A 23,231-nucleotide genomic window follows, 5' to 3' on the forward strand; every position below is an offset into this window, starting at 1 on the left:
CGGAAACGGCCCTTCACGGTCGGCGGCACCAACTCCGCCCGCACCTCCGTGAACGGAGTGATCGTCAGGTTCCCCTCGGGAACCGTCGTCGCCTCGGGATGCTCCGTCGGCGTGATCCGGACCGCGTACGCATTGGGCCCCGCCGTCGCGTCGGGCGTACGCGGCGGCGCGAACGTCACATCCACGGAACCGGTCGTCCCGGGATAGAGCCGCAGAACCTGCGGCTCCACCCTCGCCCACGGCGCGAGCGGACCGACCGCCTCGAAGCGGTACTCGTCCACCACGTCACCGGTGTTGCGCAGACGCAGTCGCACGGTCGTACTGTCACCCGGGTCCACGGTCGCGGAGGCGGGTTCCAGAGAAGTCCAAAGGCTCACTCTCGGACGTTAGACGCAACGCGGGTACCGAGTCAGGAAGCGGCGGGGCACGGTGACTGCCCTCGGAGACGCGCCGGACTGCCCCCGCACCGGATTGCCGCCGCGGTTTCGCCTGCGTCCGCCGGTGTCACGGGGAGCCGCTGTGCCCGGCGGTGTCCGTGCGGGCCCGGACGCGCGCCGCGGCGACCTCGGGCGAGGACACGAAGGCGGCCGTGACCAGGAGGAGCCATGCCACCTCGGCGGCGACGGTGTTCGCTATCTGCTGCGACACGGGGCCGGAGGCGTGCGCGCCGGCCGGGGCCCGCCCGGCCCGTTTGCCCTCCAGTGCGGCGGCGATGGTGGCGGCCTCCGCGACGGCGCGGACCTCCGCCGACCGCTCACCGGGACCGGCGGGACCGGCGGGGCCGACGGCCGTCCCGACGGTCCCGGTGGGTGCCGCCCGGCCGGTGGCGTCGGCGGGGAAGTACGGACGCAGGGCCAGGTGCCCGTCGCGGATCTCTATGACCCGCCGGTAGAGGTCGAACTCAGCCCGCCACAGCACCGGGCGGCGCGGGGCGGCGGGATCGAGCGCTATCTGTGGCAGTTCGGTGCGCAGCGCCGACCACAGAGGTTCCAGGGCCCGGTGCGTGCGGTACGCGGACAGCCAGCGGCCGGGCGCGGCGAGGGGCCCGCCGGACGCGCTCGCCCACCAGGTCGCGGTGGCCCCGCCGGTGGCGAGGGCGGCGGTGACGGCGCCCAGCACGCTGCACACCGCGTCCTCGCTGGCCGTGTGGAGTCCCTGGGTCAGGTTCATGGGCACGTACGTCAGGACCCACAGGGTCCACACGATGCCGAGGAGCGCGGCGAAGGTCATCAGCCGCAGTCCCGTCCGCATCGGTCCCGCGGCCACCTGCCGGGTCTGCCGGACGAGTTCACGGGTCAGGACGAGCAGGCACCAGGTGCCGTACGCGGCGAAGAGCACGTTGTAGACGGCGAGGAACCACCGGCGGTCCGGTGGGGCGGTCGCCAGCCCGCTCTCGGCCCTGACGCCCGCCATGAGCAGGACGGCGGCTCCGGTCACCAGGACCGCCGCCGCGAGCCGGATCTGCCGCCCCTGCGCTGTGCGGTCGGCGGCGGCGGGCCTGAGCGACAGCCCCACCAGCAGCAGCATGACGTGCGCGAAGCTCTTGAGTTCGTGGGTGATCAGCATGACGACGGTGTCCAGCGGTGCCAGGTCCCGCAGGGCGGACATCACGACGGGGGCCCTGAAGAGCATCGCGGCCCCCATGCACCCGGCGAAACCGGCGATGTACCGCTGGGCGGGGTCGGAGCCCCGCCAGATGATCAGCGCACGGTAGAGGGCGAAGGAGAGGAAGAGCGCGGCGGCGACGAGACTGCCCAGGTCAGCCATCGGCGCCGTCCGGGCCGTCAGTGCCGTGCGGGCCGTCGGCGCCGTCCGGGCCGTCGGTGGGCCGGCCGTCCCCGGCGGGTTCCTGGTTCCCGGTCCGTCCGAACAGGGTGTGCAGTCGCGGCCATTCGGGCCCGGTGGGTCCGGTCCGGGCGAGGTGCGCCGCACGGGTCAGGATGAGCGAGGCGACCAGTTCGGCTTCCTGCTCCTGCGGTTCGGTGTACACGCTGCGGCTGAGGACGCGTCGTACCAGTGCCGGAGGTAAGTCGGGCAGCAGGACCCGGGCGGCGGCCGACGAGGCGGGCGCCGTCTCGTAGTGGCCGCAGATGACGTGTGCCGCCTCGTGCAGCAGGATGTGCTGCTGGTGCAGCGGCGTGGTGTCGGCGGCGTACACGATGTAGTCGGCGCGGTCGGTGGTGATCAGCACTCCGCACGGGATGTCCGACGTGGAACGGACCGGCATCAGTTCGATGGGCCGGCCCCGCATCCGCGCGAGCGCGCCGATGAAGTCGGCCGCGTCGAAGGGGGTGGGCAGGTCGAGCCCGTCGACGATGCGCCGACATCGCCGTCGCTGCCGCCCTCGCCGGTCACTACGCACACGCCGTCCTCTCGCCGCCGCCGGAACTCGCGAGTCCACCGTTCTGAGCCCACGCGCCGGTTACGGTCCGGCGCCGCCCGCACCCTTCTCGCGGCGGGCGATGACGTCGATCATGTCGCTGATCGTGCCCATGCCCTCGGGCGAGAGGTTGACCGCGCGCAGTGCCACGCTGCGCACCTCGGCGTCGCGCAGCGCGTCGAGCAGTTCCAGCTGTTTCGCGATGACGGCGCCCTGCTCGTCGTCGAAGAAGTAGACGACGGGTACGTCGAAGAACTTGGCGAGGGATTCGAGGTGGCGCTTGGTGGGGTTTCCGCGCCGTCCCGTCCGCAGTTGCCACAGGTAGGTGGCGGAGAAGCTCTCGCCCGTCGCCTCACGGCAGGCACGGGCGACCTCCTCGTGGCTGTACTGCTCGCGGTTGGGTCGCCGCACGACCCGGAACAGCGCGTCGATGCGGTCCGCCAGCATCGAGTCCAACGGTGTCGACGCGGGTCCGCTCTCGCCCATCACGTGCCTTCCGCCCTTCGGGTGCCGCCTCGGTGGGTCGACCGTACGCGTCGTTCATCCTAGCTGACGCCCCTCGTCGACGGACAGACCGAAGACGAAGGCATACCGGGAAACCGTGGTGACACGCAGACGACAACTGGCGTTCTCATGATGGCAGTTGGGTGTGACCGTCGCCCGGTGATCACCGTAGGGAGTGTGGCGCATACTCACCGTTTACCCATGCCCAAGGCATCTGGTATATGTCAGCGTCTTGATGCATTCATCTCAGCTCATGACCGAAGGGTGGACCGGATATGGGCGAACCACCGTGCACCGGCTTGCGGTTCTCCGTCCTCGGACCGTTGTCCGCACACGCGGCGGACGCGGCCGGCGGACACGTCCTCCCCCTCGCGATCGGACCGCTCAAACAGCGGCTGCTCCTGGCCATGCTGCTGTGCCGCCCCCGCACACCCGTCCCGCTCGACCTGCTCACCGACACGCTGTGGGACGGCGAGCCGCCCCGGACGGCCCGGAAGAACATCCAGGTGTACGTATCGGCCCTGCGCCGGCTCCTGGACTCGGTCGGCGCCGGTGACCGGCTCGTCCACCAGACCGGCGGCTACCTGCTGCGGGTGGACGACGACGAACTCGACGCCCTGCGCTTCCAGCGCCTGGTCCGCGCCGCCCGCGAGGCCACGTACCAGAACGACCTCGCCCAGGCCTCCGGCATGCTGCGCGAAGCGCTCGGGCTGTGGCGCGGACCCGCACTGCACGACCTGCGGTCCTCACCGGCACTGCGGTGCGAGGCCGACCGGCTCGACGGCCGCCGTCTGCAGGCGTACGAGAGCTGGGCCGAGACCGAACTGCGGCTGGGCAACTCCTACGAGGTGGCCGAGACCATCGGCGAACTCGTCGAGGAGCACCCCGAGCGCGAACGGCTGCGAGCCGCCCAGATGAACGCCCTCTTCGACCAGGGACGCCAGACCGAGACCCTCGCCGCCTACGAGGGCCTGCGCCAACTCCTCGCCGCCGAATACGGGTTGCAGCCGAGTCCGGCGCTCCAGACGCTCTACCGGTCGATGCTCTCGGGCGGGGGCGGCGCCACCGGCGGCGTGTTCGGCCAGGCCGGCACCCGGCACGTACACCGTCCGGACCGGCGGCCGGCCACCCTGCTGCCGCCCGACCTGCCCGACTTCACCGGCCGCCGGGAGCAGTTGCGCACACTGCTCGCCCTCCTGGCCCGCGACGACGCGGGCCCGCGGCTGGCGGTGGTGACCGGGCCGGCCGGAACCGGCAAGACCGCGCTGGCGGTCCACGCGGCGCACCGGCTCGCCGACGCGTTCCCCGACGGCAGGGTGCTGATCCGGATGCGGGACACGGCGGGCCGGGCCCGGCCGACCGTTTCGGTACTGGCCGAACTGGCCGAACTCATGGGGTCGCCCACGCCGTCCACCGCACGGACCGCCGGCGCGCCGGAGCCGGACCGCACGGCGGCCGCCTGGCGCGGCTGGCTCGCCGGGCGGAAGGTCCTGGTCGTGCTGGACGGCTGCGTCGACGAATCGTGCGTGCGCCCCCTCGTACCCGACACCGGGGCCAGCGCGGTCCTGGTCACCGCGCGGACCCCGCTGGCCGGTCTGACCCCGGCGCACCGGCTGGAGGCGACGGCGTTCGACACCGCGGAGTGCCTGGAACTGCTCGGCAGGATCGTCGGCCCCGCCCGCCTCGGCGCCGGCCGGGAGGCCGCGGCGCACATCGTCACCGCCACCGGGATGCTGCCCCTGGCGGTGCGCGTGTGCGGTCTGAAACTCGCTGTACGACGGCATCTGCCGCTGGACGAGTACGCCCGGCGGCTGGCGGACAGCCGGACGGTGCTCGACGAACTCGTCGCGGGTGACATGGACGTACGGCCACGGCTGGCGAGCGGCTGGCAGGACCTGTCCCCGGCGGACCGCTCGGCGCTGTGCGAACTGTCCGGCCTCCCCGAAGGCCCCTTCACCCTCGCCCAGGCGGCCGCCCGGCTCGGCAGCGGACAGCACGAGGTGCTCCGCCGGCTGGAGTCCCTGATGGACTCCGGAGTGCTCCTCACCCCGGACAGCGAGATCACCGCCCACGCCGCACGGTACGAACTACCGCGGCTCATCCGGGTGTTCGCCCGTGAACAGACCGCCCTGCGACAGCCGCCTGTCACCCGGATACCCGAGCCGCCGGTCACCCGGATACCCGCCTGAACCGCCCACCGGACCCCACCGCCACCTGGGCCTTTACCGGATCCCAACCGCTACGGTCCGCGTCCCGAACCGTCCTGGCCGACGCTTCGGAGGAGGCCGACCCACAGACCGGGGCCGACCCCACGGACGGAGGGTGAGCACGCCATGCAACTCGCCGAGCTGATGTCCCTCCGCCCGGTCCCGTCCGCGGGCCTGCTGGTCACCGTCACCGGGCGCTGCCCGCTGCACTGCGCCCATTGCTCCACCACCTCGACCATGGCCTCCCCGGAACCGGACTCCGCCCGGCTCCTGAGGTTCGTCGGTTCCTTCGAGGCCACCGACCGCCCCGAGGTCCTGATGCTGACCGGTGGTGAACCACTGCTGCGCAGCGACCTCACCGCCGAACTGGCCGGCCGGGCGCGCGCCGCAGGCACCCGGGTCGCCCTGCTCACGGGTGCCTGGTTCGCCGCCCGCGGCGCCGGGAACCGCCCCGGGTCCGGACCCGGGGAGTCGGACCGTGCCGTGATCCCGCCCGCCGTCCTGCGGGCGATCGGCGCGCTCGACCACTTCTCGGTGAGCGTCGACGCCTTCCACGAACGCGAGGTCCCCCGCGCCCGCGCCTTCTCGGTGGTGCGGCAGGTCCTCGACCTGGGGATCGCCTGCAGCTTCCACGTCGTGGGCGACGGACCGCGGGACCCCTACCTCGCGGACGTGACCACCGACATCCGCCGCACGTTCGGCGACCGCGTCCCCATGCTGGTCAACTCGCTGCGCCCGGTGGGCCGCGCCGCCTCCTGGGCCGCCGCGAAAGCCGTCCCCGCCCCCGACCCCGGCCGGGTGCGGCCCTGCTCGATGGCCGCCTGGCCGGTCGTGGCGGCCGACGGCACCATCCTGGCCTGCTGCAACCAGCACACCGTCGACCGCCGGCCGGCCCCCGCCCACCTGACGGTCGGCCACCTCGACGGCAGCGACTGGGCCTCCGTGAGCCGGCGCGTACGGTCGGCGCCCGCCCTGCGAATGATCAGGACGGTGGGGCCGGCCCATCTGACCGCCCGCTACGGCACGGCGGCCGGTGCCGGTCCGCGGCCGGGGTACTGCGACGGGTGCCGCTCTCTGGGCGAGCACCCCGAAGTCCTCGCCGCCGCGGACCGGCTGGCCGGCGGCCCGGCGGGTGCGCTGCTCGACCTCCACGTCGCGCAGCGGCAGCGGGAGGCCGGCCCGGTGTCGTTCGTACGACGGCACGGCACGGCCGGGTACGAGGACCTGGTCGCCCTGCCCGGAGCACCGCGGTGAGCACCCCGATGGGCACCGCGGTGAGCACCGCCGCCGGTCTCCGGGCGCGGCTCGCGCTCACCGAGCCGATGGTGCGGGCGGCCACCGACGCACTGTGGCGGCCCACCGGACTCGCCCCGCGCTACGCGACGTACCTCGCGGTGATGCACGGCGTGATCCGGGCCTCGGTCCCGCTCATGGAACGCGCGGCCACGCTGTGCGCCGCGCTCCGCCCGCACGATCCGGTCGCCGCACCGCTGGAGCGCTACCTCCGGGTCCACGCCGAGGAGGAACGCGGCCACGACGACTGGCTGCTGACCGATCTCGCCGCGCTCGGCGACACCGCGCCCGGCGACACCGCGGCGGCCGTCGCCGGCGAGCAGCCGGCGCCGTCGACCGCCCGGTTCGTGGGGGCCCAGTACTACTGGATCGAGCACCACCACCCGGTCGCCCTGCTCGGATACATCGCCGTACTGGAGAGCAACGCCCCCGCTCCCCGGCTCGCCGACCACATCGCCTCGTCGGGCGTCCCCGAGGCCTCGCTGCACACCGTCCGCGCACACGCCGAGCTGGACGACGGACACACCGCCGACCTCTTCGAGCTGCTCGACGCCCTTCCGCTGACGCCCGTCCTGCGGCGGGCCGTCACCACGAGCGCCCTGCACACCGTGGACGGCCTCATCGGGCTGTTCACCCGGATCGCAGGGGAACCACGCCCGATCCGCCGCCTCCCGGGAGGAACGCACCCGTCATGAGCGAACACCTGGAAGAACCCGTGGCAGCCGGCGGTCCCGACGACCGCGGGGACGACACGCTCCGCGCCCTGGAGATCCACGGCTTCGGACTCGCCGCACTGACCGACGAACAGCGCCAGGTGCTGCGGGACCTGAGCGCGGAGGAGCTCGAACTCGTCCTCGACCTCAAGGGCCGGCTCGACGAGGCGGGCCCCGAGGTGCAGGCGCACAGCGAGATCGCCGGCGGAGCGCTGTTCTGACACCGGGGCCGTGCGGCCCAGCGCACTCGCGCACCCGCGCACCCGCGCCGACCGTCCGCGAACCGTCAGCCAGGAGGAGCCAGCCATGCGGTGTGCAGCCTGCGACCGCGCGATGCCGTCCGGAGCACGCTTCTGCCCGTCCTGCGGCGTGCCCGCCGACCGCGCGGGCGCCTCCGCCCCCGCCGAGGAACGCAAGATCGTGACCGTCGTCTTCTGCGACCTGGTCGGCTCCACCGCGCTCTCCGGAGTACTGGACCCGGAGACCCTGCGCACGGTCGTCCTGCGGTACTTCGACCGCATGCGGGCGCCGCTGGAGGAGTGCGGGGGCACGGTCGAGAAGTTCATCGGGGACGCCGTCATGGCCGTCTTCGGGGTGCCCGTCACCCACGAGGACGACGCCCGGCGGGCGCTGTCCGCGGCGCTCGCGATGCTCGCCGCGGTACACGACCTCAACGAGAACGAACTGCACCCCACCCTGGGCATCCGGCTGGCCGTGCGGATCGGCGTCAACACCGGGCCCGCCGTCACGAGCACCGACGTGTCCACCCGGCAGGCCCTGGTCTCCGGGGAGACGGTCAACGTCGCCGCCCGGCTGGAACAGCACGCCGCCGAGGGCGAGGTCCTGATCGGTCCCGAGACCCGGCGGGCGGCCGGCCCCAGCGCCCGCTCCGAGCCGGTCGGCCCGCTGCGGCTCAAGGGGAAGACGGCGCCGGTGACCGCGTACCGGCTGCTCGCCGTCGCCGAGGACGACCCGCGGCTCTCGCGCCGCTTCGACGTGCCCCTCGTCGGCAGGACGGCCGAACTCGGCGTGCTGCGGCAGGCGTTGCGGGACGCGACAGGGCGGCACGACGCACCGAACGTCCTCGTCGTGCACGGCGAGGCCGGCATGGGCAAGACGCGTCTGGTCCACGAGTGGCTCAGGGACACGGGTCCCGCCTGCGCCCAGGGCTCCGGCCGTTGCCGTCCCTACGGCGAGCACGGAAGCCTCGCACCGCTGGCGGACGCGGTGCGGGAGGTGCTGCGGGACTTCCCCGGCATACGGGATCCGGCCGGAGCCGACGGGGACACCGAAGGGGACGCCGACGAGCGCGACGAGATCAGGCAGGCCCTCGCGCTGCTCGCCGGCGGTCTGCTGGAGGACGGCACGCCGAACCCCTCGGTCGACGACACCTGCGCCGCGACCGGCGACCTCCTGGCCGCGCTGGCCCGCAGGCGGCCGGTCGTGCTGGTGGTGGACGACTGCCAGTGGGCCTCGGACGTGCTGCTCGACGCCCTGGGCACACTGGCCGCTGACCTGACCGCCTCGCCCGTACTGTTCGTCTGCCTGGCCCGTCCTGACCTCCTGGACCGCCGCTCCGAGTGGGCGTCGACCGGGCGGGCCACCAGGTCGCTGCCCCTGCCCGGCCTGACCGCCCATGAGGCCGCGACCGTCGCGGAGACCCTCATGGAGGTGGGCGCGCACGGTTTCGGCGCGGCCGTCGCCGAGGACACCGCGGCCGGGTCCGGCGTACCCGCGCACGTGCTGGAGGCGGCGGGCGGCAACCCGCTCCACCTGGAGCACCTGGTCGCGGCCGTCATGGAACACGGGTCCGGCTACCGGGCCCGGGGCGCCGACGGATTGCCGACCACCCTGCAGGCCCTGCTCGGCGCGCGGATCGGTGGGGGGGGGCGGGGGGCGCGGCCCAAAGTGGTAGACCCGGCCGGGGGGGGGGGGGGGGTGACCGCGGCCCCCGGGGCCGCGCGGGGCGGCCGCCGGGGCGGGGGGCGCCTCGGTTGCCCCCCCCCCCCCCCCGCCGCCGCCGGGGGCGGTGTTGGGGCGGCCGGGCGGGCCCCCCCCCACCACTTTGGACCTCGCGGCCGTGGTGGGGCGGGAGTTCACCGCGGCCGACGTGGCCGCGCTGGCCGAGCGCGACCACGACGGTGTGCCCGCGGACGTCCTGGCCGGCGCCCCGGTGGGCGGTGACGCCGTGCCGTCCCTGCGCGGCGGCGTCGAGGCCGCGCTCGTGCGCCTGCGCGGGCACCGGCTCGTGGACGCGCCGGACGCGCCGGACGGGAGCGGACGGGAGACGTCCGTGTTCCGGTTCAGCAGCGGTCTCCTCCACGAGGTCACCTACCACTCCATGGCGAAGCGCGCCCGGGCCGAGCGGCACGAACACCTCGCCGCACAGCTCGGCGCCCGGTCGCCGGACGCGGCCGCAAGCGGCGAGGACCGCACGGAGGACCGCACGGACAACCGCACGCAGGACCGCACGGTGGAGGCGAGCGCGGCGATGGCCGGCCACCTGGAGCACGCCTACCGCTACCGGACCGAACTGGGGATCACCGGGCCCCGTACCGAAGCACTGCGGCGCTCCGCCGCCCACCTCCTGGTCGAGAGCGGCACCCGTGCCCTCGCCCGTTCCGACCTCGCCTGGGCGGACGGCCTCCTGCGCCGGGCCCTCGGGCTGGCCCGGGACGGGGAGCCCGACCGGATCGCCGCCACCCGCGGACTCGGCGAGGTCTGCCTCGCCACCGGTCGCACGGACGAGGGGTGCTCCCTGCTGCGGGACGTCCTGACCACGCCCGCCCCGCACACCGTCGAGACGGCGCACATCGTCGAGACCGCGCACACCGTCGAGACCGCGCACGCGCGGCTCGTGCTCTCCGTGGTGTCCGCTGACCTCGCGGGCGGCACCCCGGGCGAGATCGCCCAGCGGACCATGGCGGTCTTCGAACGGGCCGGCGACGAACTCGGCCAGGCCAGAGCGGCCGTCCGGCTGGCACAGGAGCGCCAGTTCGAGGGGCGGCACGAAGCCGCCGACCTCCTCCTGAGCCGCGGCCTTGAGCACGCACGGCGTTCCGGCGCCGAGCCCGAACGCGCCCTGGCGCTGGGAGCCATGGGCATCTCCCTGTGGCGTGGCCCCGAACCCGTGCCCGGGGCGACGGCCCGCGCGCGGAAGCTGCTCGCCGAGCACGGCGAACAGCGGCCGACGGTCCGGCTGACACTGAACTGCCCGCTGGCGGTGCTGTTCGCGCTCGGGGAACGGTGGCAGGACGCGCACACCTGCCTCACCCGGGTACGACGACTCGTGGACGGCCTGGGCTACGCCGAGGGGGCGGTGGTGCTGCCGCTGTTCCACGCCACCGTGGAGGCCCTCGCGGGCGACGAGCGGCACGCGCTGGAACTGCTCGACGAGGGCATCGCCGCCGCGCACGCGCTCAGGGCAGACGGACTGCTGGCCGCGCTGCACCGGGAGTCGGCGCGGCTGCTGCTGGACGCGGACAGGGTCGACGAGGCGGTGGCCCACCTGACCGCGGCCACCGGCCCGGACGGTCCGGGCGGTCCGGACGGTCCGGACGGTCGGGGCACCGTCTCGCCCGCCCCGGCGGCACCGGCCCGCTCCGACGCAGCCGACCTCGACGGACTGCTGGCCCGCATCGCCGTGACCGAGGGCCGGCCCGCGGCCGCCGTCGCGCTCTCCGAACGCGCCGTGCGCCACGCCGTCGGCACCGACTCGACGGTCGTCAGGGCGATCGCCTGGCTCGACCGGTCCGAGGTCGTGCGGCGGACGGGCGGGGCGGCGCAGGCGCGCGCGGCGGCGGAACGGGCCGTCACCTGCTTCGAGTCGAAGGGACATCTGCCCGGTGTGCGCCGGGCCGCGACGGCCCTCGACGCCCTCGACGCCACTCCCGCGCACACCGGCGGTGGCTCCCGCCCCGGCACGGCTCCTCTCCCCGACCGGACACCGAAGGGCCCCTGAATGGACACGGTACAGACGGCGCCGCGCCGCCCCGACCTGGTGTGGAGCCTGCGCGGCAGGCGACCCGAGGACATCGGGGTCACCGCCGACGACGAGCGCCCCGGGTCGGCACGCGAGGGGGAGGACGCCCGCGGACGCGGTGTCCGCGTGTGTGTCGTGGACTCCGGTGTGGAGGCCGGCCATCCGCTGGTCGGCCGGGTCGACGGCGCCTGGGCCGTGACGAAGGACGAGCACGGGATCGGCGTCACGGAGACCGCGGCCACGGACAGCTGCGGTCACGGCACGGCCTGCGCGGGGATCATCCGCAGGATCGCGCCGGAATGCGAGCTCTACAGCGTGCAGGTGCTCGGCAGGACGTTCGGCGGGACCGGGGACGTCCTGCTGGCGGGCCTCAGGTGGGCGATCCACGAGGGTTTCGACGTGATCAACCTGAGTCTGTCCACGACCCGGGCACGGTTCGTCGAGGAACTGCGTGTCCTCGCCGACGAGGCGTACTTCCGCCGGACCGTCATCGTCGCCTCGGCCCACAACTCCACGGTGGAGAGCTTCCCCTGGCGGTTCGCGTCGGTGATCTCCGTGGGCAGCCACGCGGAGGACGACCCCGACCTGCACCTCTACAACCCCAGTCCGCCGGTGGAGTTCTTCGCTCCGGGCCAGAACGTCCAGGTCGCCTGGCTCGGCGGCGCGACGATCCGCACGACGGGCAACAGTTTCGCCACGCCGTACATCACGGGACTGTGCGCCCGTGTCCTGTCCCGGCACCGCAGGCTGACGAGCTTTCAGCTCAAGAACGCGCTCTACCTTTCCGCGGCCAACGTACACACCGGCATGAGGGGTGCTTCGTGAACGACGACAACGCTGAGACCGACGCGGCGAACGACCTGCTCTCGCAGGAACTCCTGCGGTCCGTGGTCGACGTGGCGCGCGCCATCTTCGGTGCCGCCGCCAGCTCGGTGTTCCTGCTGGACGAGGCGCGGCAGGAACTGGTCTTCCAGGCGGTCTCAGGGCAGGGTGAGGACGTTCTGGTGGGCCGGCGGTTCCCCGCGAAGAGCGGTGTCGCCGGCTGGGTGGTGATGTCCGGCGAGCCCGTCATCGTGGACGACCTCTCGCACCGCTCCGACTTCGACCGGGCGTTCGCCGAGTCCACGGAGTACGTGCCCGACGCCCTGATGGCGGCTCCGCTGACCCACGAGGACCGGATCCTGGGCGTGCTGGAGGTCCTGGACCCGGCTCCCCAGTCCCGGTCCAGCCTCGACGAGCTGGATCTGCTGGCGCTGTTCGCCCGGCAGGCGGCCTTCGCCCTGCGGGTGGTGCTCGACCGCCGGCGGCGCGCGGCGGGACCGGACCTCTGCGGCGAGGATCTCGCGGCGGCCCTGCGCATGGCGGAGGACCTTCGCCGCCTGCTGGGAACATCCACCTGACAGTCTGCCGACGGGCCGACGGGCCGACGGGCCGACGGGCCGACGGGCACCGGGACGGGGCTCGGAAGTCCGCAGGCCCGCAGGCCCGCAAGCGCCAGGCAGGAGCCTGCCGAGGGCCTGCGGGCGCGCCTAGGACCGGGGGGACGGGGCGGGGCGGCCTATGAGGGGGGCGCCCTGCGGGGAGGGCGGCGCGGATCCGTGCGGGGGCGCGGATCCGCGCGGGGCCCGGTGAGGACAGCGCGGGCCCGTGAAGGGGGCGGCCCCATGGAGGGCGCGGCGCGGGGGCGGCGCGGGGGCGGCCCGGAGGTGGCGCGGTTCCGCGCGGGGTGGTTACGGCCCCGTGCGGGCCCGTACCGGCGGCTCCCTCAGAGGGTGAGCCGTCGGTCCGGGGCCGCGGTCGGCCGTCCGCGTGGTTCCCGCGGGGGCGTGTGCCGGGCGGTCGCCGCTAGGCGCAGCGTGCGGCAGCGTGCGGCGCCGGTGAGTTCGTACGGCACCAGCATCAGCTCGTCCGCACCCGACCGGCGGGCCAGCGCGTCCAGTTCGGCGTTCACCTTCGCCGGCGCGCCGAGGACCACCTGGTTCTCGTCGAGGGTCCGGCGGGCCACCTGGAGGGCCCGGGCCGGGGACAGCGTGGTGTCCGCGGCGGCCTCCCGGTAGGGGCCGCCCAGCCGCGCCGACGCGTCGAGGGCCAGCGCCTCGGCCTCCTCGTCGGTCTCCGCGCAGACCACGTTGACCGAGACGACGAGGTACGGCCGCCCGCCCGCCCGGGCCGCCCGGAAGGCGGAGCGGTAGTGGGCCGTCGCCGCCGGCCGGCACTTGGACCGGCCCAGGTGATGGCCGTACGCGAACGGCAGCCCCCGCTCCGCGGCGATCCGCGCGCTCGCCTCGCCGGCGCCCAGGACGTGGACCTCGGGCGGGCTCGACGGACGGGGCGTCAGCGGCAGCGGGTGGAAGCGGTGTTGCTCCGGTCCGCGGTCCAGCAGGAAGCCCAGGAGTTCGTCGATCCGCTCCGGGAACTCGGCCGCGCCGAGCGGATCACGGCGCAGGGCCGCCTCCATGAGTCCGTCCGGCCTCACGGGCCCGGCCACGGACCGGCCGAGGCCGAGGTCGATCCGTCCGGGATGCAGCGCCTGGAGGGTGGCGAACTGCTCGGCGACCGTCAGAGGAGGGTGGTTGGGCAGCATCACCCCGCCCGAACCCACCCGGATCCGCTCGGTCCGCGCCGCGATGTGCGCGATCAGCACAGCGGGTACACCGCTCGCGGTCCGGTGCGAGGAGTGGTGCTCGGCGACCCAGAAGCGCGCGTAGCCGTACGCGTCGGCCGTCTCCGCGGTGTCCACCATGTCCTGGAAGGACCGCTCGGGCCCGGTCTCCGGGAGGCGGCCCCCGAGTTCGAGCACGGACCGGGGCACGGGCGGGACAGTCGGGGCGGTCGGGTCCGGAGCGTCCTCGGTCATCGGGTCGGCCACGCTCATGCTTCGCTCCGGAGTGTGTGGTGGACGGGATCGGGTCACGGCCGGAAGGAGCCCGCGAAGTAGGTCAGGGGCTCGCCGGGGGTGCCGCGGGCGAGGTCGCGCACCTCGCCGAGCAGGATGGAGTGGTCCCCGCCGTCGTACACGGCGGTCAGGGCGCACTCCAGCCAGGCCAGCGCGCCCGTGATCAGCGGCGCGCCGGTGACGCGCCCGGTGAACGAGCCGACCGTGTCGAACGCGCCGGGTCCCCGGGGCCGGCGGTGGTCCGCGAAGTACCGGGCCACGTGGTCCTGGCCGGAGCGGAGGATGGAGACCGCGAAGTGCCGCTCCGCGAGCACGGTCGCGTGCACGGCCGCGGTGCGGGCCACGCAGACCAGGACGAGCGGCGGGTCGAGGGAGACCGAGGTGTACGAGTTCGCCGTCATCCCCTGGGGGAGGTCCCGCCCGGCGCTGACCACGGTCACTCCGGTCGCGAACTGCCCGAGCACCGCGCGCAGGGCGTCCCGGGTGGCGGTGGCCGGTGTGAGGGACGGGGTGCTCCTCATCGGCGGGCCGCTCGCCGGGCCGGTGACGTCACGCGGGCCCGTGCCGTGTGGCGGAGCGTGCGGGCGCGGGCCTTCCCGCCGACTTCGAAGGGCGCGATCATCAGCTCGTCCGCGGCGAACAGGTCGGCCAGCGCCTCCAGTTCGGCGCCGACCTTCGCGGGTGAACCGTGCACCACCTGGTACTCGTCGAGGATCCGGCGGGCCAGGTGTTCCTCCCGGGCCGGGGACAGCGGGCCCGGAAACGCGGCGTTGCCGGAGTGGGCGGCCATGTGGACGGCGGTCCGCAGGGCCAGCGACTCGGCCAGGTCGTCGGTCTCGGCGCACACCACGTGGACCGAGACGGCGAGGTGGGGCCGGGAGCCGTCCTGCCCGGGGTGGTCCGGATCAGGCCGGAACGCCGCCCGGTAGCCCTCCACGGCCTCCGGGCGGCAGACGGAGCGGCTGAGGTGGTGGCCGTAGACGAAGGGAAGTCCGCGTTCCCCGGCGAGGCGGGCGCTGGTCGTGCCGGCGCCCAGGACGTGGACCTCGGGCGGGGTGGCGGGTCGCGGCGTCAGCGGCAGGGAGTGGAAACGGTTGCGGTCCGGGCCCCTGCCGAACAGGACCCCCAGCAGTTCGTCGATCTGGGCGGGGAACCCGGTGCCGGCCCCGGGGGCCCGCCGCAGGGCCGCCTCCAGCAGCCGGTGGCCTTCGGTGCTGCCGGCGGAGGGGCGGCCGATGCCCAGGTCGATGCGCCCGGGGTGGAGGGTCTGCAGGGTGGCGAACTGCTCGGCGACCGTGTACGGCGGGTGGTTGGGCAGCATCACCCCGCCCGAACCCACCCGGATCCGCTCGGTGCGCGCCGCGATGTGCGCGATCAGCACGGCGGGGACGCTGCTGGCGCTCGTGCGCACGGCGTGGTGCTCGGCGACCCAGAAGCGCCGGTAGCCGTGCGCGTCCGCGGTCCTGGCCGTGTCCACCATGTCCCGGACCGCCTGCTCGGCACTCGTTCCGGCCGGATGGCCGCCCCGTTCGAGCACGGAGAGCGGCAGGGACGGTTCGGCGGGGTCCGCGGACCGCGGCGCGTGCTGGGAGGTCGTGGTCATGCGTCACTCCGGGTGGGCTCCTGGGGAGCGCTGGGGGCGGCGGTCGGCGTCGGCAGGGTGAAGGCCAGGAGCGCGAGCACCAGGTAGGAGACCGCCAGGACCAGGGCGGTCACCGCCAGCGAGCTGGTGGTCAGCAGCAGCGCGGCGGCCAGCGGCGCGCAGGGCTGGAGCAGCTGGACGACGAAGTCGTTGGCGGTGGTGACGCGGCCGTAGATCTCCGGGGGGACCGAGGTGGCCATGACGGAGACGACGGCCGCGTTGATCGCCGGGACCAGCAGGGACATCGCGGAGAACGCGGCGACGAACGCGAGGGTGCTCCCGCTGAGCCACGCGAGCGTCAGGAGCGCGCCGGCGGCCGCCGGTCCGGAGGCGACGAGGACCGGCAGGGGCAGTCTGCGCTGGAGGAAGGGAGCGGCTAGCGAGCCCAGCAGCCCCGCCATGGCCGCGCTGCTGAACGCGTAGCCGACGGCCGCGGCTCCACCGGGCCGGTCGCCCACTCCGAGCATCAGGGCGGAGCCGAACATGCTGAAGACCACGGTCATACCGCTGAAGAAGACGGTGGAGCGGCGCAGGAACGGGTCGTGCGCCAGGTGCCGGAAGCCGATGGTCAGCCGGTCCCGGAACCCCGCCGCCGGCGCCTGCCGCACCGGCTCCGGACCGGGCGGGGCCGGCGGGGCCCCGACGGGTTCCGGTACCGCGGGGTCCTTCGGCGGCGCGGTCGCCGCCCGTTTGCGCGACACCATGGCGGCGACGCAGAGTGCCGACGCCAGGAAGGTGACCGCGTCGACCGCGAAGGGCAGCGCGGGGTACACCCCGACGAGCAGTCCGCCCGCCGCGGGGCCCGCCATCGACACCCCGTAGGCGCGGGCCTGGTTCAGTGACACCGCCGAGGGGATCTGCTCGCTGCTGACGACGCGCCGGATCAGCTGGAACTGCGACGGCTTGAACACCTCCATGGCGCTCGCGGAGGCGATGACCGCGACGATCGCCAGCCACATCGGCAGGGGCCCCGCGAGCAGGAACAGGGCCACGGACGCGGAGACCACGAGGCGCGCGAGGTCGCAGGCGATCACGAGCCTGCGCTGGTCCTGGTGATCGCTCAGTATCCCGGCGGGGATGCGGACCAGCAGGCCGGTGACGGCCACCACCGTGGTCACCGCGGCCACGGAGGTGGGGGGATGGCCCCCGGCCAGCAGGACGAGCGGCAGCGCCACCCCGGCCATCGAGGAGCCGAACCCCGACAGCGTCTGCCCCACCCACAGCAGCCGGAACTGCCGGTTGTGGCGCAGCACCGAGGTCCGGCCCCCGTCCGCCCGCACGGCCTCGGTGGTCACGAGCCGTCCCCCGGGGCGGGCCGCGCGCCGGTCAGCAGGTCGTCGAGGAGGAAGTTCCGGTTGGTGCGCTGCCCCGGGGCGGCGTGCCGGACCCGGTCGAGGAACAGGGCCACGCCCGCCGAGCCGCTCGCGAGGTCGCAGGATTCCCGCAGTGACTGCTCTCCGGGGAAGACGACGCCTTCGGGGCGCCGCAGGGTGTGGCAGAGCACCGCCTCCGCCGCCCGCTGCGCGTCGCCGAGGAGTTCCGGGTCGCCGAGGAACTCGTACGCGTCCAGGAGGGTGTTGCCCAGGCCGCTGATGCCGTGGAAGAGCTGGGGAAGACCGGTGTACTTGCGGCGGACGTCGGGGAGGACGCGGTCCACTTCCTTGCGCAGCCGGTCCTCGCCGGTGACGTCCCAGTAGCGCAGGAGGGTGGTCAGCACGCCGGCCGTGCCCGCGTCCCAGTAGTGGCGCCGTACCCGCGGGCCCTCGCTCTGCGCGAACGACGGGAAGGACAGCACTCCGCTGGTCGAGTGGATGGGGTGGGAGAGGTCGAACTCCAGCGCCGCGAGCCCGAGGTCGAGCAGCCGCCCGTCGCCGGTGGCCCCGTGCAGGGCGAGCAGGAACATGGCGACGCCGGACGCGCCGTAGCCGTAGCCGACCGGGATCCGGTCGGCCGAGTCGGGCCAGTGCGCCCGGCCGTCCTCCCAGCGGGCCTCCGCCGTCAGACGGTCGCCGATCGCGACGGCGCGGTCGAGGAACTCCTGCACCCCGTGGTCGCGCCACAGCCGCAGACAGGCCATGCCGTGGCCCGCCGCGCCGGTCAGGACGCCGGGTTCGGTGTGCAGCAGCGGATGGCCGCCGGCCTCACGCAGCAGCCGGACCGCCTGGTCCCGGTGGCCCAGCGCGGACAGCGACCAGGCCACGCCCGCCGAGCCGTAGTAGAGGCCGGGGGGCAGCGCGTCGTGGTCGGTCGGCCGGCGCAGGGTCCAGGAGAGAAGGGCGTCGGGAATCTCGTGGCCCAGGGTGTGCATCGCGTACAGGCCGCCGTGCGCGCCGTGGGCGAGGGAGAGCGGGTTGGTCTCGAAGACCAGGACGTCGGCGGGCAGGAGCCGGTCCTCGCGTTCGACGGTCGCGGTCCCCTTCATGTAGTCGACGACGCCGTCGAGCACCTCGGTGATCCGCTCGTGCAGGTCGGCGCTGCGTTCCGGTTCGGGCCGCAGCCGGTGGGCGAGCGGCGGCGGCCGGCGCCAGGCGGTGTCGAAGGGCAGCCCGGCGATCCGCCGGCGGAGCACGGCCGGGTCGGGCAGCTCCTCGTCCTCGCTGTAGAGGTCGCTGATCAGTGAGGTGAGTTCGGCGGGCAGGTCGAGGTCCCGGGCCACCTCGGTCATCAGGCGCAGCGGGAGTTCGTGGTCGACCATGTCGTTCTGCTGGCAGGCGAGCATGGTCGCCAGCATCAGGCCGCCGAGCGCGTAGTAGTCGGTGCGGCGGTCGCCGTGCTTGGCGGCCAGGGCGCGCCGGGTGACCATTCCCGGCGTCATGAGCCCGGCTCCGGGGGCGCCGTCCTCGTGGAAGGCGGACTCCAGGTCGATGACGCTGATCCGGTCGTCCGGTGTGACCATGACGTTGGTGGGGGACAGGTCGCCGAGGACGATGCCGCGCTCGTGGCAGAGCGCGATGGCGTCGGCGAGCTGCAGCCACACCCGCTGCAGGCGCTGGTAGTAGGCGGTCAGCCGCGCGGCCGACAGGTCGAGCTCGAACACGGGGTTCTCGGTGGTGACGATCAGTCCCAGATGGCTGTCCCCCACCCATTCCTCGACGAGGTAGGAGTGTTCCCACTGCCGGAAGAAGTCGAGGGGGCGGACGAAGAATCCGCTGTCGGCCAGTTCCGTCAGCAGGTCGTACTCGTGGCGCAGCAGTACGACCGCGTCGAGGCCGTCGGGCCCGACCTCCACACCGGGGCGGGCCTCGCGCAGCACGACGTCGGCGCCGGTGACGGTGTCCACCGCGCGGTAGATGCCGCCGCGGTTGCTGAAGGCGATGGCGCTCCCGATCTCGTACCGGCCGTTCAGCACGCGCTTCACCGCCGGCGCGTCCTGTTCCTCCGGGTGCGCGGCGGGGGGCGGGCCCTCGCCGGTCACGGGATCCGTGGTCCACTCCGGCATGGACCAGTACGGGGTCCGGGTGTCGAGGACCAGGGCCCCGTCGGGGGACTCGATCAGCAACTCCCGCACGCCCAGGGGCTGGAGCCGGAACCTGCTGGTGAAGCCGCCGTAGCGGTACGAGACGACGCGGGAGCCCGGGTAGCGGCGGTCCGACAGGACGTACGGGCCCTCGAAGCCCCGCAACGCCTCGGTGAGCCCGCGGGCGACGTCGTGGAAGGACGTGACGTCGGGCGGGTAGACGGTGATGAACTTGCCGCTGGCCGGACGGGAGAAGGACTTGCTGTTCAGCTCGCGCACCTCGGCGGGGTCGATCAGGAACTTGAAGCGCACGCCCGCGTCGCGCAGCACGGGCAGGCTGCGGCGCAGGGTCTCGGCGCTGGTCCGCGAGGTGGCGGAGACGTGGAGTTTCCAGCCCTGGCCGAGTTCGGGCGCGCCGGGCGGGTCCCCGACGAGCCAGTGTCCGTGGCGCCGCAGCCGCCAGTTCCCCGGCATCGCCGCACGGAACTCGGTCAGATGGGCGCTGCCGGGCTGGCGGCGGACGGGGTCCTCGAACCAACGGGGGTCGTACCTCAGGTAACGCAGCATCGTGTTCCAGGGGAGCTGCATGCCTACGGGGTCCTTTCTCGTCCGCGTCCGGCTACCGGGCTCGACCGCCGGCCGGGCCGGTGGTCCACCACGGCCCGGCCGACGCCGTACTACTGGGGGTGCGTCACGAGCAGAGCGAGCCGTTGCAGGAGCTGCAGCTCCCCGCCGCCGGGTCGTCGATGATCCCGGCCTGCGACGCGTCCTCGATGCCCTGCAGGCCCAGGACCGCCTCCGCGGAGTGCGCCTCGACCTCCGGCTCCTCCTGGGACTGCGCGTCCTCGACGACCTCTTCGGGGGTGGGTTCGATGTCCTCGGCCATGGTGGTCCTCCGATGGGTTCCACGGGCCGGACGGCGATCGCCGACCGGTCCCACCGAAGCTAGGCGGGGTCAATTCGGGATCGGTGAACCACCGGTATGCAAGTGGTATGTGCACCCAGGAACGGACCCGCGGCCGGGGGCCCGCCCCCGCTGAGGGGAGATGGCACGCGCCGATGAACCGGCGGCCTCCGGGGGACGGGTGGGTGGATCACCCTTGCGCGGAGTCGTCCTGAGGGCGTGTCATGCCTTTCGCGCCAGTCCGGCGGCGATGAGCTGCTCCCAGACCGTGAACTCCCGTTCCTCGCCGCTGCCCCACGGGTTTTCGGTCCGGCCGGGGCGCCACAGCGGCGCGGGGACGATTCCCGGATCGAGGATCTCCAGGCCGTCCAGCAGCGTTGCTATCTCCGCGTCGGTACGCCACCGGCCGCGGCCGAACGTCCGCTGGAGGACTTTCTCGGCCTCCTCGGTCTCCTGGTTGTCGCCCGAGCGGAAGTGACTGACGAAGAAGTGGCTTCCTGAGGGCACGTGGTCGCGCCAGTGGCGGACGATGCCGGCCGGGTCCTCGTCGTCGTTGACGTGGTGGAGGATGGCGCTGAGGATGACGGCGACGGGCCGGGAGAAGTCGATGACTTCGATGGTGTCGCGGTGGGTGCGGATGCTTTCGGGGTCGCGAACGTCGGCCGCGACGACGCGGGTCCGCTCGTTGTTCTCCAGCAGCGCGCGACCGTGGACCAGTACCTGGGGGTCGTTGTCGACGTAGACGACCCGGGAATCCGGGGCGTGCCGCTGCGCGACCTGATGGACGTTGTCCGCGGTCGGCAGGCCACTGCCCAGGTCGATGAACTGCCGGATGCCGGTGGTCGTCGCGATCTCCCTGATCGCCCGCGTCAGGGCCGCGCGGTTGGCGAAGGCGACCGTCACCGAACCGGGCAGGTCGCGCTTGAACACGTCGCCGATCTCACGGTCCGCGGCGTAGTTGTCCTTGCCGCCGAGCAGGTAGTCGTAGACGCGGGCGATGCTGGGCCTGGTCGGGTCGATGGAGGAGTGTTCGTACGGCACGGTGCCCATTCTTCCCGCAACATCGCCCGCGCTCAGGCGTTTTGGGGACAACCGGCCGGTCGGGACGGCGCGGACGCACTGGTCGGAGTGGGTCCGCGCCGTATCAGGGCTGCTTTCAGGGCTGCTTGAGCGTGCTGGACAGAAGGTGGGAGTCGAGGAGGGAGACGTTGGCCGTGCCGGTCTGCGCGTAGCCGGCGAGCATGCGCTTGGTCAGGACGAGGGTCTCGGGCGAGCGTCGGACGAGCGGTCTCGTCCACGCGTCGACGGTGCGGTCCAGAAGGTCGGAGGGAACCACCTTGTGGAGCAGGCCGATCCGGTGGGCGGTGGAGGCGTCGAAGACCTCGCAGGTGAGCGCCAGTTCGCGGATCGGCGCGACGCCGACCTCGGATATCAGCCGGCCGAGGGCCCCTCCCCAGGCGGGCGGGAGGCCCAGCGCGACCTCGGGCATGCGGAACCGGCAGGTGTCCGAGCCCGCCCGCAGGTCGCAGAACGCGGCAAGGGCGAGTCCGGCGCCGACGACCCTGCCGTGGAGCCGGGCGATGGTGACGGCGTGGGTGTTCTCCAGGGCGTGACAGAGGCGGTGGGCCTTGTCCACGGCCCGTCGCAGGGCGGCGCCGGACGGATCGGCGTTGACCGCGTCCAGGTACTCGCCGCGGTCCGCTCCGGTGCAGAAGTCCGGTCCGGGGGAGGACAGGACCAGGACACGGACGTCGGGCCGTTCGTGCAGTCCGTCCAGCAGGGCGATGAGGTCGTCGATCGCGGCGGCGCTCAGGACGTCGTCCTGCCCGTCGGGATTGAGGCGTACTCGCAGGACGGGACCGTCCTGCTCGGCGTCGATGGCGGAGGGGCGGACGGCAGGGGGCGGGAGTATGTGGTTCATGCGAGGGCGACGTCCAGGTTCAGCAGGCGCCTGAAGGCCACTCTGGGCGCCCGGGGCGGGCGTCGGGCCAGGGTGAGGCGTGGCAGGCGTGCGACCAGTTGGCGGAGGAGGGTGTGGGCTTCGAGCCGGGCGAGCGGGGCGCCGAGGCAGTAGTGGATGCCTCCGCTGAAGGCGAGGTGCTGGAAGGCCTTGCGGTGCGGGTCGAACCGGTCGGGATCGGCGTGCCTGGCCGGGTCGCGGTGGGCGGCGCCCACCATGAGATGGACCATGTCGTCCGCCCGGACCTCGACACCGTCCAGCAGGCCGTCCCGTGCGGCGACCCGGCTGATCACGTGGGTCGGCGGGTCGTAGCGCAGTGTCTCCTCCACGAAGGCGGGTACCAGGTCGGGGCGGGCGGCCAGCAGGTCCCAGCGTGCGGGGTCCTCGACGAGGAGGAGCGTCATGGTCGACAACAGTGTCGACGTGGTCTCCAGGGCGGCCAGCAGGACGAAGAGGACCAGGAAGTAGACCGCTTCATCCGCCTTGTCCTGATCGGACTCCATGGCGTCCCAGGTCGTGATCCAGCGCGACACGGGGTCGTCGCCCGGATGCCCGCGCCGGTCACGGATGAGCCCCATGAAGTAGGACCGCAGTTCGGCCATCGCGACGTCGGACCGGGCCAACTGGCTCGCCGAGGGGAGCAGTTCCTGGGTGAAGACCTGCTCATGGGTCAGTTCGCGCAGCCGTGGCCAGTCGGCTGCCGGCAGGGCGAGCCAGGCGCCGATGGTGGCGATCGGCAGTTCCTCGCTCACCAGGGCGGCGAAGTCCGTATGTTCTTCGCCGTCCCTCAGTCGCTCGGCCACGGCGTCGAGGAAGCCATCGGTCAGCCGGCTGACCGTCCGGCCCATCTGCTGGATGGCCGTCCGGTCGAATCCGCCGGCAGCCCGGCGCACCCTGGTGTGCTCCGGTGGGTTGAGAGCGGGCATCGTGCTGCCTATCTCGCGCGAGGACGGCGCACTCCAGCGGGTGCGGGGGCCCTGCCGGTCGCGCCAGCTCTTGTCCGGCTCCAGCCACTCGGCGCTGCGCAGTACGCGGTCGCAGGCGTCGAAACTGGTGACGAGGAAGCCGCCCCAGGGAGCGGGGCGGACTCCTCCCTTGGACCGTAGTTCCGTGTAGAGGGGGAAGGGATCAGCCTGTCCTTCTGCCGTCCGCAGACGGGAGAAGAGGGAGACGGTGGCGCGGCGGTCGGACGACGACGTCGTGAGGCTGCCCACGGTGGCGGCTCCTTTCTGAGCAACAGCCGCCATACGTACCCGTGGGGTTATTGAAGCATCCAATAACACTGTGTCCTCA

The 23,231-nt window shown here is 73.7% G+C and carries 20 protein-coding genes and 1 pseudogene; 8 read left to right on the top strand and 13 right to left on the bottom strand.

Translation table 11 applies throughout. The features are described from left to right. From ACFVH5_RS31675 to ACFVH5_RS31690, 4 genes and pseudogenes are all read right to left on the bottom strand, one after another. Positions 1-377: pseudogene (locus tag ACFVH5_RS31675) on the bottom strand (hydrolase); the annotation flags it as partial. Positions 378-504: 127 nt separating this feature from the next. Then, positions 505-1,767 carry an MAB_1171c family putative transporter gene (locus ACFVH5_RS31680; RefSeq protein ID WP_385837144.1) on the bottom strand — a complete coding sequence of 421 codons (1,263 nt, stop codon included), beginning with the start codon at positions 1,765-1,767 and terminating at the stop codon, positions 505-507. Next, on the bottom strand, positions 1,760-2,362 hold the full coding sequence (locus ACFVH5_RS31685) for a ParH-like protein (RefSeq protein WP_385837145.1): 603 nt from the start codon (positions 2,360-2,362) through the stop codon (positions 1,760-1,762). The genes ACFVH5_RS31680 and ACFVH5_RS31685 overlap by 8 nt, the downstream gene beginning before the upstream one ends. Before the next feature lie 60 nt (positions 2,363-2,422). Next, positions 2,423-2,866, bottom strand: a complete 444-nt coding sequence (locus ACFVH5_RS31690; RefSeq protein ID WP_385837146.1) for an XRE family transcriptional regulator — start codon at positions 2,864-2,866, stop codon at positions 2,423-2,425. Between the two features lie 293 nt (positions 2,867-3,159). Here ACFVH5_RS31690 and ACFVH5_RS31695 point away from each other — a divergent pair, with 293 nt between their 5' ends. The 8 genes from ACFVH5_RS31695 to ACFVH5_RS31730 all read left to right on the top strand — a co-directional run bounded on the left by ACFVH5_RS31695 (position 3,160) and on the right by ACFVH5_RS31730 (position 12,479). Further along, the gene (locus tag ACFVH5_RS31695; RefSeq protein WP_385837147.1) at positions 3,160-5,073 is read left to right on the top strand and encodes a BTAD domain-containing putative transcriptional regulator; all 1,914 of its coding nucleotides are present in this window, start codon (positions 3,160-3,162) and stop codon (positions 5,071-5,073) included. Positions 5,074-5,217: 144 nt separating this feature from the next. Next, positions 5,218-6,345, top strand: a complete 1,128-nt coding sequence (locus tag ACFVH5_RS31700; protein WP_385837148.1) for a radical SAM protein — start codon at positions 5,218-5,220, stop codon at positions 6,343-6,345. An 8-nt stretch (positions 6,346-6,353) separates the two neighbouring features. Then, the gene (locus tag ACFVH5_RS31705) at positions 6,354-7,079 is read left to right on the top strand and encodes an iron-containing redox enzyme family protein (protein WP_385837172.1); all 726 of its coding nucleotides are present in this window, start codon (positions 6,354-6,356) and stop codon (positions 7,077-7,079) included. Beyond that, positions 7,076-7,318 (top strand): aroma-sacti cluster domain-containing protein, encoded by a 243-nt coding sequence (locus ACFVH5_RS31710; protein WP_384799559.1) that lies wholly within the window; start codon positions 7,076-7,078, stop codon positions 7,316-7,318. The genes ACFVH5_RS31705 and ACFVH5_RS31710 overlap by 4 nt, the downstream gene beginning before the upstream one ends. A gap of 85 nt (positions 7,319-7,403) precedes the next feature. Continuing rightward, complete coding sequence (locus ACFVH5_RS31715) at positions 7,404-9,281, top strand: adenylate/guanylate cyclase domain-containing protein (protein WP_385837150.1); 1,878 nt, start codon at positions 7,404-7,406, stop codon at positions 9,279-9,281. After that, on the top strand, positions 9,178-11,058 hold the full coding sequence (locus tag ACFVH5_RS31720; RefSeq protein WP_385837151.1) for a hypothetical protein: 1,881 nt from the start codon (positions 9,178-9,180) through the stop codon (positions 11,056-11,058). The genes ACFVH5_RS31715 and ACFVH5_RS31720 overlap by 104 nt, the downstream gene beginning before the upstream one ends. Beyond that, positions 11,059-11,904 carry a S8 family serine peptidase gene (locus ACFVH5_RS31725; RefSeq protein WP_385837152.1) on the top strand — a complete coding sequence of 282 codons (846 nt, stop codon included), beginning with the start codon at positions 11,059-11,061 and terminating at the stop codon, positions 11,902-11,904. Next, the gene (locus ACFVH5_RS31730) at positions 11,901-12,479 is read left to right on the top strand and encodes a GAF domain-containing protein (protein WP_384799550.1); all 579 of its coding nucleotides are present in this window, start codon (positions 11,901-11,903) and stop codon (positions 12,477-12,479) included. The genes ACFVH5_RS31725 and ACFVH5_RS31730 overlap by 4 nt, the downstream gene beginning before the upstream one ends. A 365-nt stretch (positions 12,480-12,844) precedes the next feature. Here the strand turns inward: ACFVH5_RS31730 and ACFVH5_RS31735 are convergent, their stop codons facing one another. From ACFVH5_RS31735 to ACFVH5_RS31775, 9 genes are all read right to left on the bottom strand, one after another. Then, on the bottom strand, positions 12,845-13,954 hold the full coding sequence (locus ACFVH5_RS31735; protein WP_385837153.1) for an MsnO8 family LLM class oxidoreductase: 1,110 nt from the start codon (positions 13,952-13,954) through the stop codon (positions 12,845-12,847). Positions 13,955-13,989: 35 nt separating this feature from the next. Next, positions 13,990-14,496, bottom strand: coding sequence for a flavin reductase family protein (locus ACFVH5_RS31740; protein ID WP_385837154.1), 507 nt, complete (start codon positions 14,494-14,496; stop codon positions 13,990-13,992). Beyond that, positions 14,493-15,578 (bottom strand): MsnO8 family LLM class oxidoreductase, encoded by a 1,086-nt coding sequence (locus ACFVH5_RS31745; protein WP_385837156.1) that lies wholly within the window; start codon positions 15,576-15,578, stop codon positions 14,493-14,495. The genes ACFVH5_RS31740 and ACFVH5_RS31745 overlap by 4 nt, the downstream gene beginning before the upstream one ends. After that, complete coding sequence (locus tag ACFVH5_RS31750; RefSeq protein ID WP_385837157.1) at positions 15,575-16,912, bottom strand: MFS transporter; 1,338 nt, start codon at positions 16,910-16,912, stop codon at positions 15,575-15,577. The genes ACFVH5_RS31745 and ACFVH5_RS31750 overlap by 4 nt, the downstream gene beginning before the upstream one ends. Then, on the bottom strand, positions 16,909-19,662 hold the full coding sequence (gene lanKC / locus ACFVH5_RS31755) for a class III lanthionine synthetase LanKC (RefSeq protein ID WP_385837158.1): 2,754 nt from the start codon (positions 19,660-19,662) through the stop codon (positions 16,909-16,911). Before lanKC ends, ACFVH5_RS31750 begins: the two co-directional genes overlap by 4 nt. A gap of 103 nt (positions 19,663-19,765) precedes the next feature. Beyond that, positions 19,766-19,960 (bottom strand): hypothetical protein, encoded by a 195-nt coding sequence (locus ACFVH5_RS31760; RefSeq protein WP_267029434.1) that lies wholly within the window; start codon positions 19,958-19,960, stop codon positions 19,766-19,768. A 240-nt stretch (positions 19,961-20,200) separates the two neighbouring features. Further along, positions 20,201-21,028, bottom strand: a complete 828-nt coding sequence (locus ACFVH5_RS31765) for an SAM-dependent methyltransferase (protein ID WP_385837160.1) — start codon at positions 21,026-21,028, stop codon at positions 20,201-20,203. Positions 21,029-21,134: 106 nt separating this feature from the next. Next, positions 21,135-21,899: an enoyl-CoA hydratase/isomerase family protein gene (locus ACFVH5_RS31770; RefSeq protein ID WP_385837161.1), complete on the bottom strand. Its 765-nt coding sequence runs from the start codon at positions 21,897-21,899 to the stop codon at positions 21,135-21,137. Further along, entirely contained in the window at positions 21,896-23,185 is a 1,290-nt protein-coding gene (locus ACFVH5_RS31775; RefSeq protein WP_385837162.1) for a cytochrome P450, read from the bottom strand. Before ACFVH5_RS31775 ends, ACFVH5_RS31770 begins: the two co-directional genes overlap by 4 nt. Positions 23,186-23,231: the final 46 nt, after the last annotated feature.

The sequence above is a fragment of the Streptomyces sp. NPDC127119 genome, assembly GCF_042677425.1.
Lineage (GTDB): Bacteria > Actinomycetota > Actinomycetes > Streptomycetales > Streptomycetaceae > Streptomyces.

What these genes read in the sequence shown, in the direction of transcription:
- ACFVH5_RS31735 (WP_385837153.1), bottom strand. Translation starts at nt 13,954, where the DNA reads ATGAGCGTGGCCGACCCGATGACCGAGGACGCTCCGGACCCGACCGCC.
- ACFVH5_RS31695 (WP_385837147.1), top strand. Translation starts at nt 3,160, where the DNA reads ATGGGCGAACCACCGTGCACCGGCTTGCGGTTCTCCGTCCTCGGACCG.
- ACFVH5_RS31690 (WP_385837146.1), bottom strand. Translation starts at nt 2,866, where the DNA reads ATGGGCGAGAGCGGACCCGCGTCGACACCGTTGGACTCGATGCTGGCG.
- ACFVH5_RS31680 (WP_385837144.1), bottom strand. Translation starts at nt 1,767, where the DNA reads ATGGCTGACCTGGGCAGTCTCGTCGCCGCCGCGCTCTTCCTCTCCTTC.
- ACFVH5_RS31710 (WP_384799559.1), top strand. Translation starts at nt 7,076, where the DNA reads ATGAGCGAACACCTGGAAGAACCCGTGGCAGCCGGCGGTCCCGACGAC.
- ACFVH5_RS31700 (WP_385837148.1), top strand. Translation starts at nt 5,218, where the DNA reads ATGCAACTCGCCGAGCTGATGTCCCTCCGCCCGGTCCCGTCCGCGGGC.
- ACFVH5_RS31725 (WP_385837152.1), top strand. Translation starts at nt 11,059, where the DNA reads ATGGACACGGTACAGACGGCGCCGCGCCGCCCCGACCTGGTGTGGAGC.
- ACFVH5_RS31745 (WP_385837156.1), bottom strand. Translation starts at nt 15,578, where the DNA reads ATGACCACGACCTCCCAGCACGCGCCGCGGTCCGCGGACCCCGCCGAA.
- ACFVH5_RS31705 (WP_385837172.1), top strand. Translation starts at nt 6,354, where the DNA reads ATGGGCACCGCGGTGAGCACCGCCGCCGGTCTCCGGGCGCGGCTCGCG.
- ACFVH5_RS31770 (WP_385837161.1), bottom strand. Translation starts at nt 21,899, where the DNA reads ATGAACCACATACTCCCGCCCCCTGCCGTCCGCCCCTCCGCCATCGAC.
- ACFVH5_RS31760 (WP_267029434.1), bottom strand. Translation starts at nt 19,960, where the DNA reads ATGGCCGAGGACATCGAACCCACCCCCGAAGAGGTCGTCGAGGACGCG.
- lanKC (WP_385837158.1), bottom strand. Translation starts at nt 19,662, where the DNA reads ATGCAGCTCCCCTGGAACACGATGCTGCGTTACCTGAGGTACGACCCC.
- ACFVH5_RS31765 (WP_385837160.1), bottom strand. Translation starts at nt 21,028, where the DNA reads ATGGGCACCGTGCCGTACGAACACTCCTCCATCGACCCGACCAGGCCC.
- ACFVH5_RS31775 (WP_385837162.1), bottom strand. Translation starts at nt 23,185, where the DNA reads ATGGCGGCTGTTGCTCAGAAAGGAGCCGCCACCGTGGGCAGCCTCACG.
- ACFVH5_RS31715 (WP_385837150.1), top strand. Translation starts at nt 7,404, where the DNA reads ATGCGGTGTGCAGCCTGCGACCGCGCGATGCCGTCCGGAGCACGCTTC.
- ACFVH5_RS31740 (WP_385837154.1), bottom strand. Translation starts at nt 14,496, where the DNA reads ATGAGGAGCACCCCGTCCCTCACACCGGCCACCGCCACCCGGGACGCC.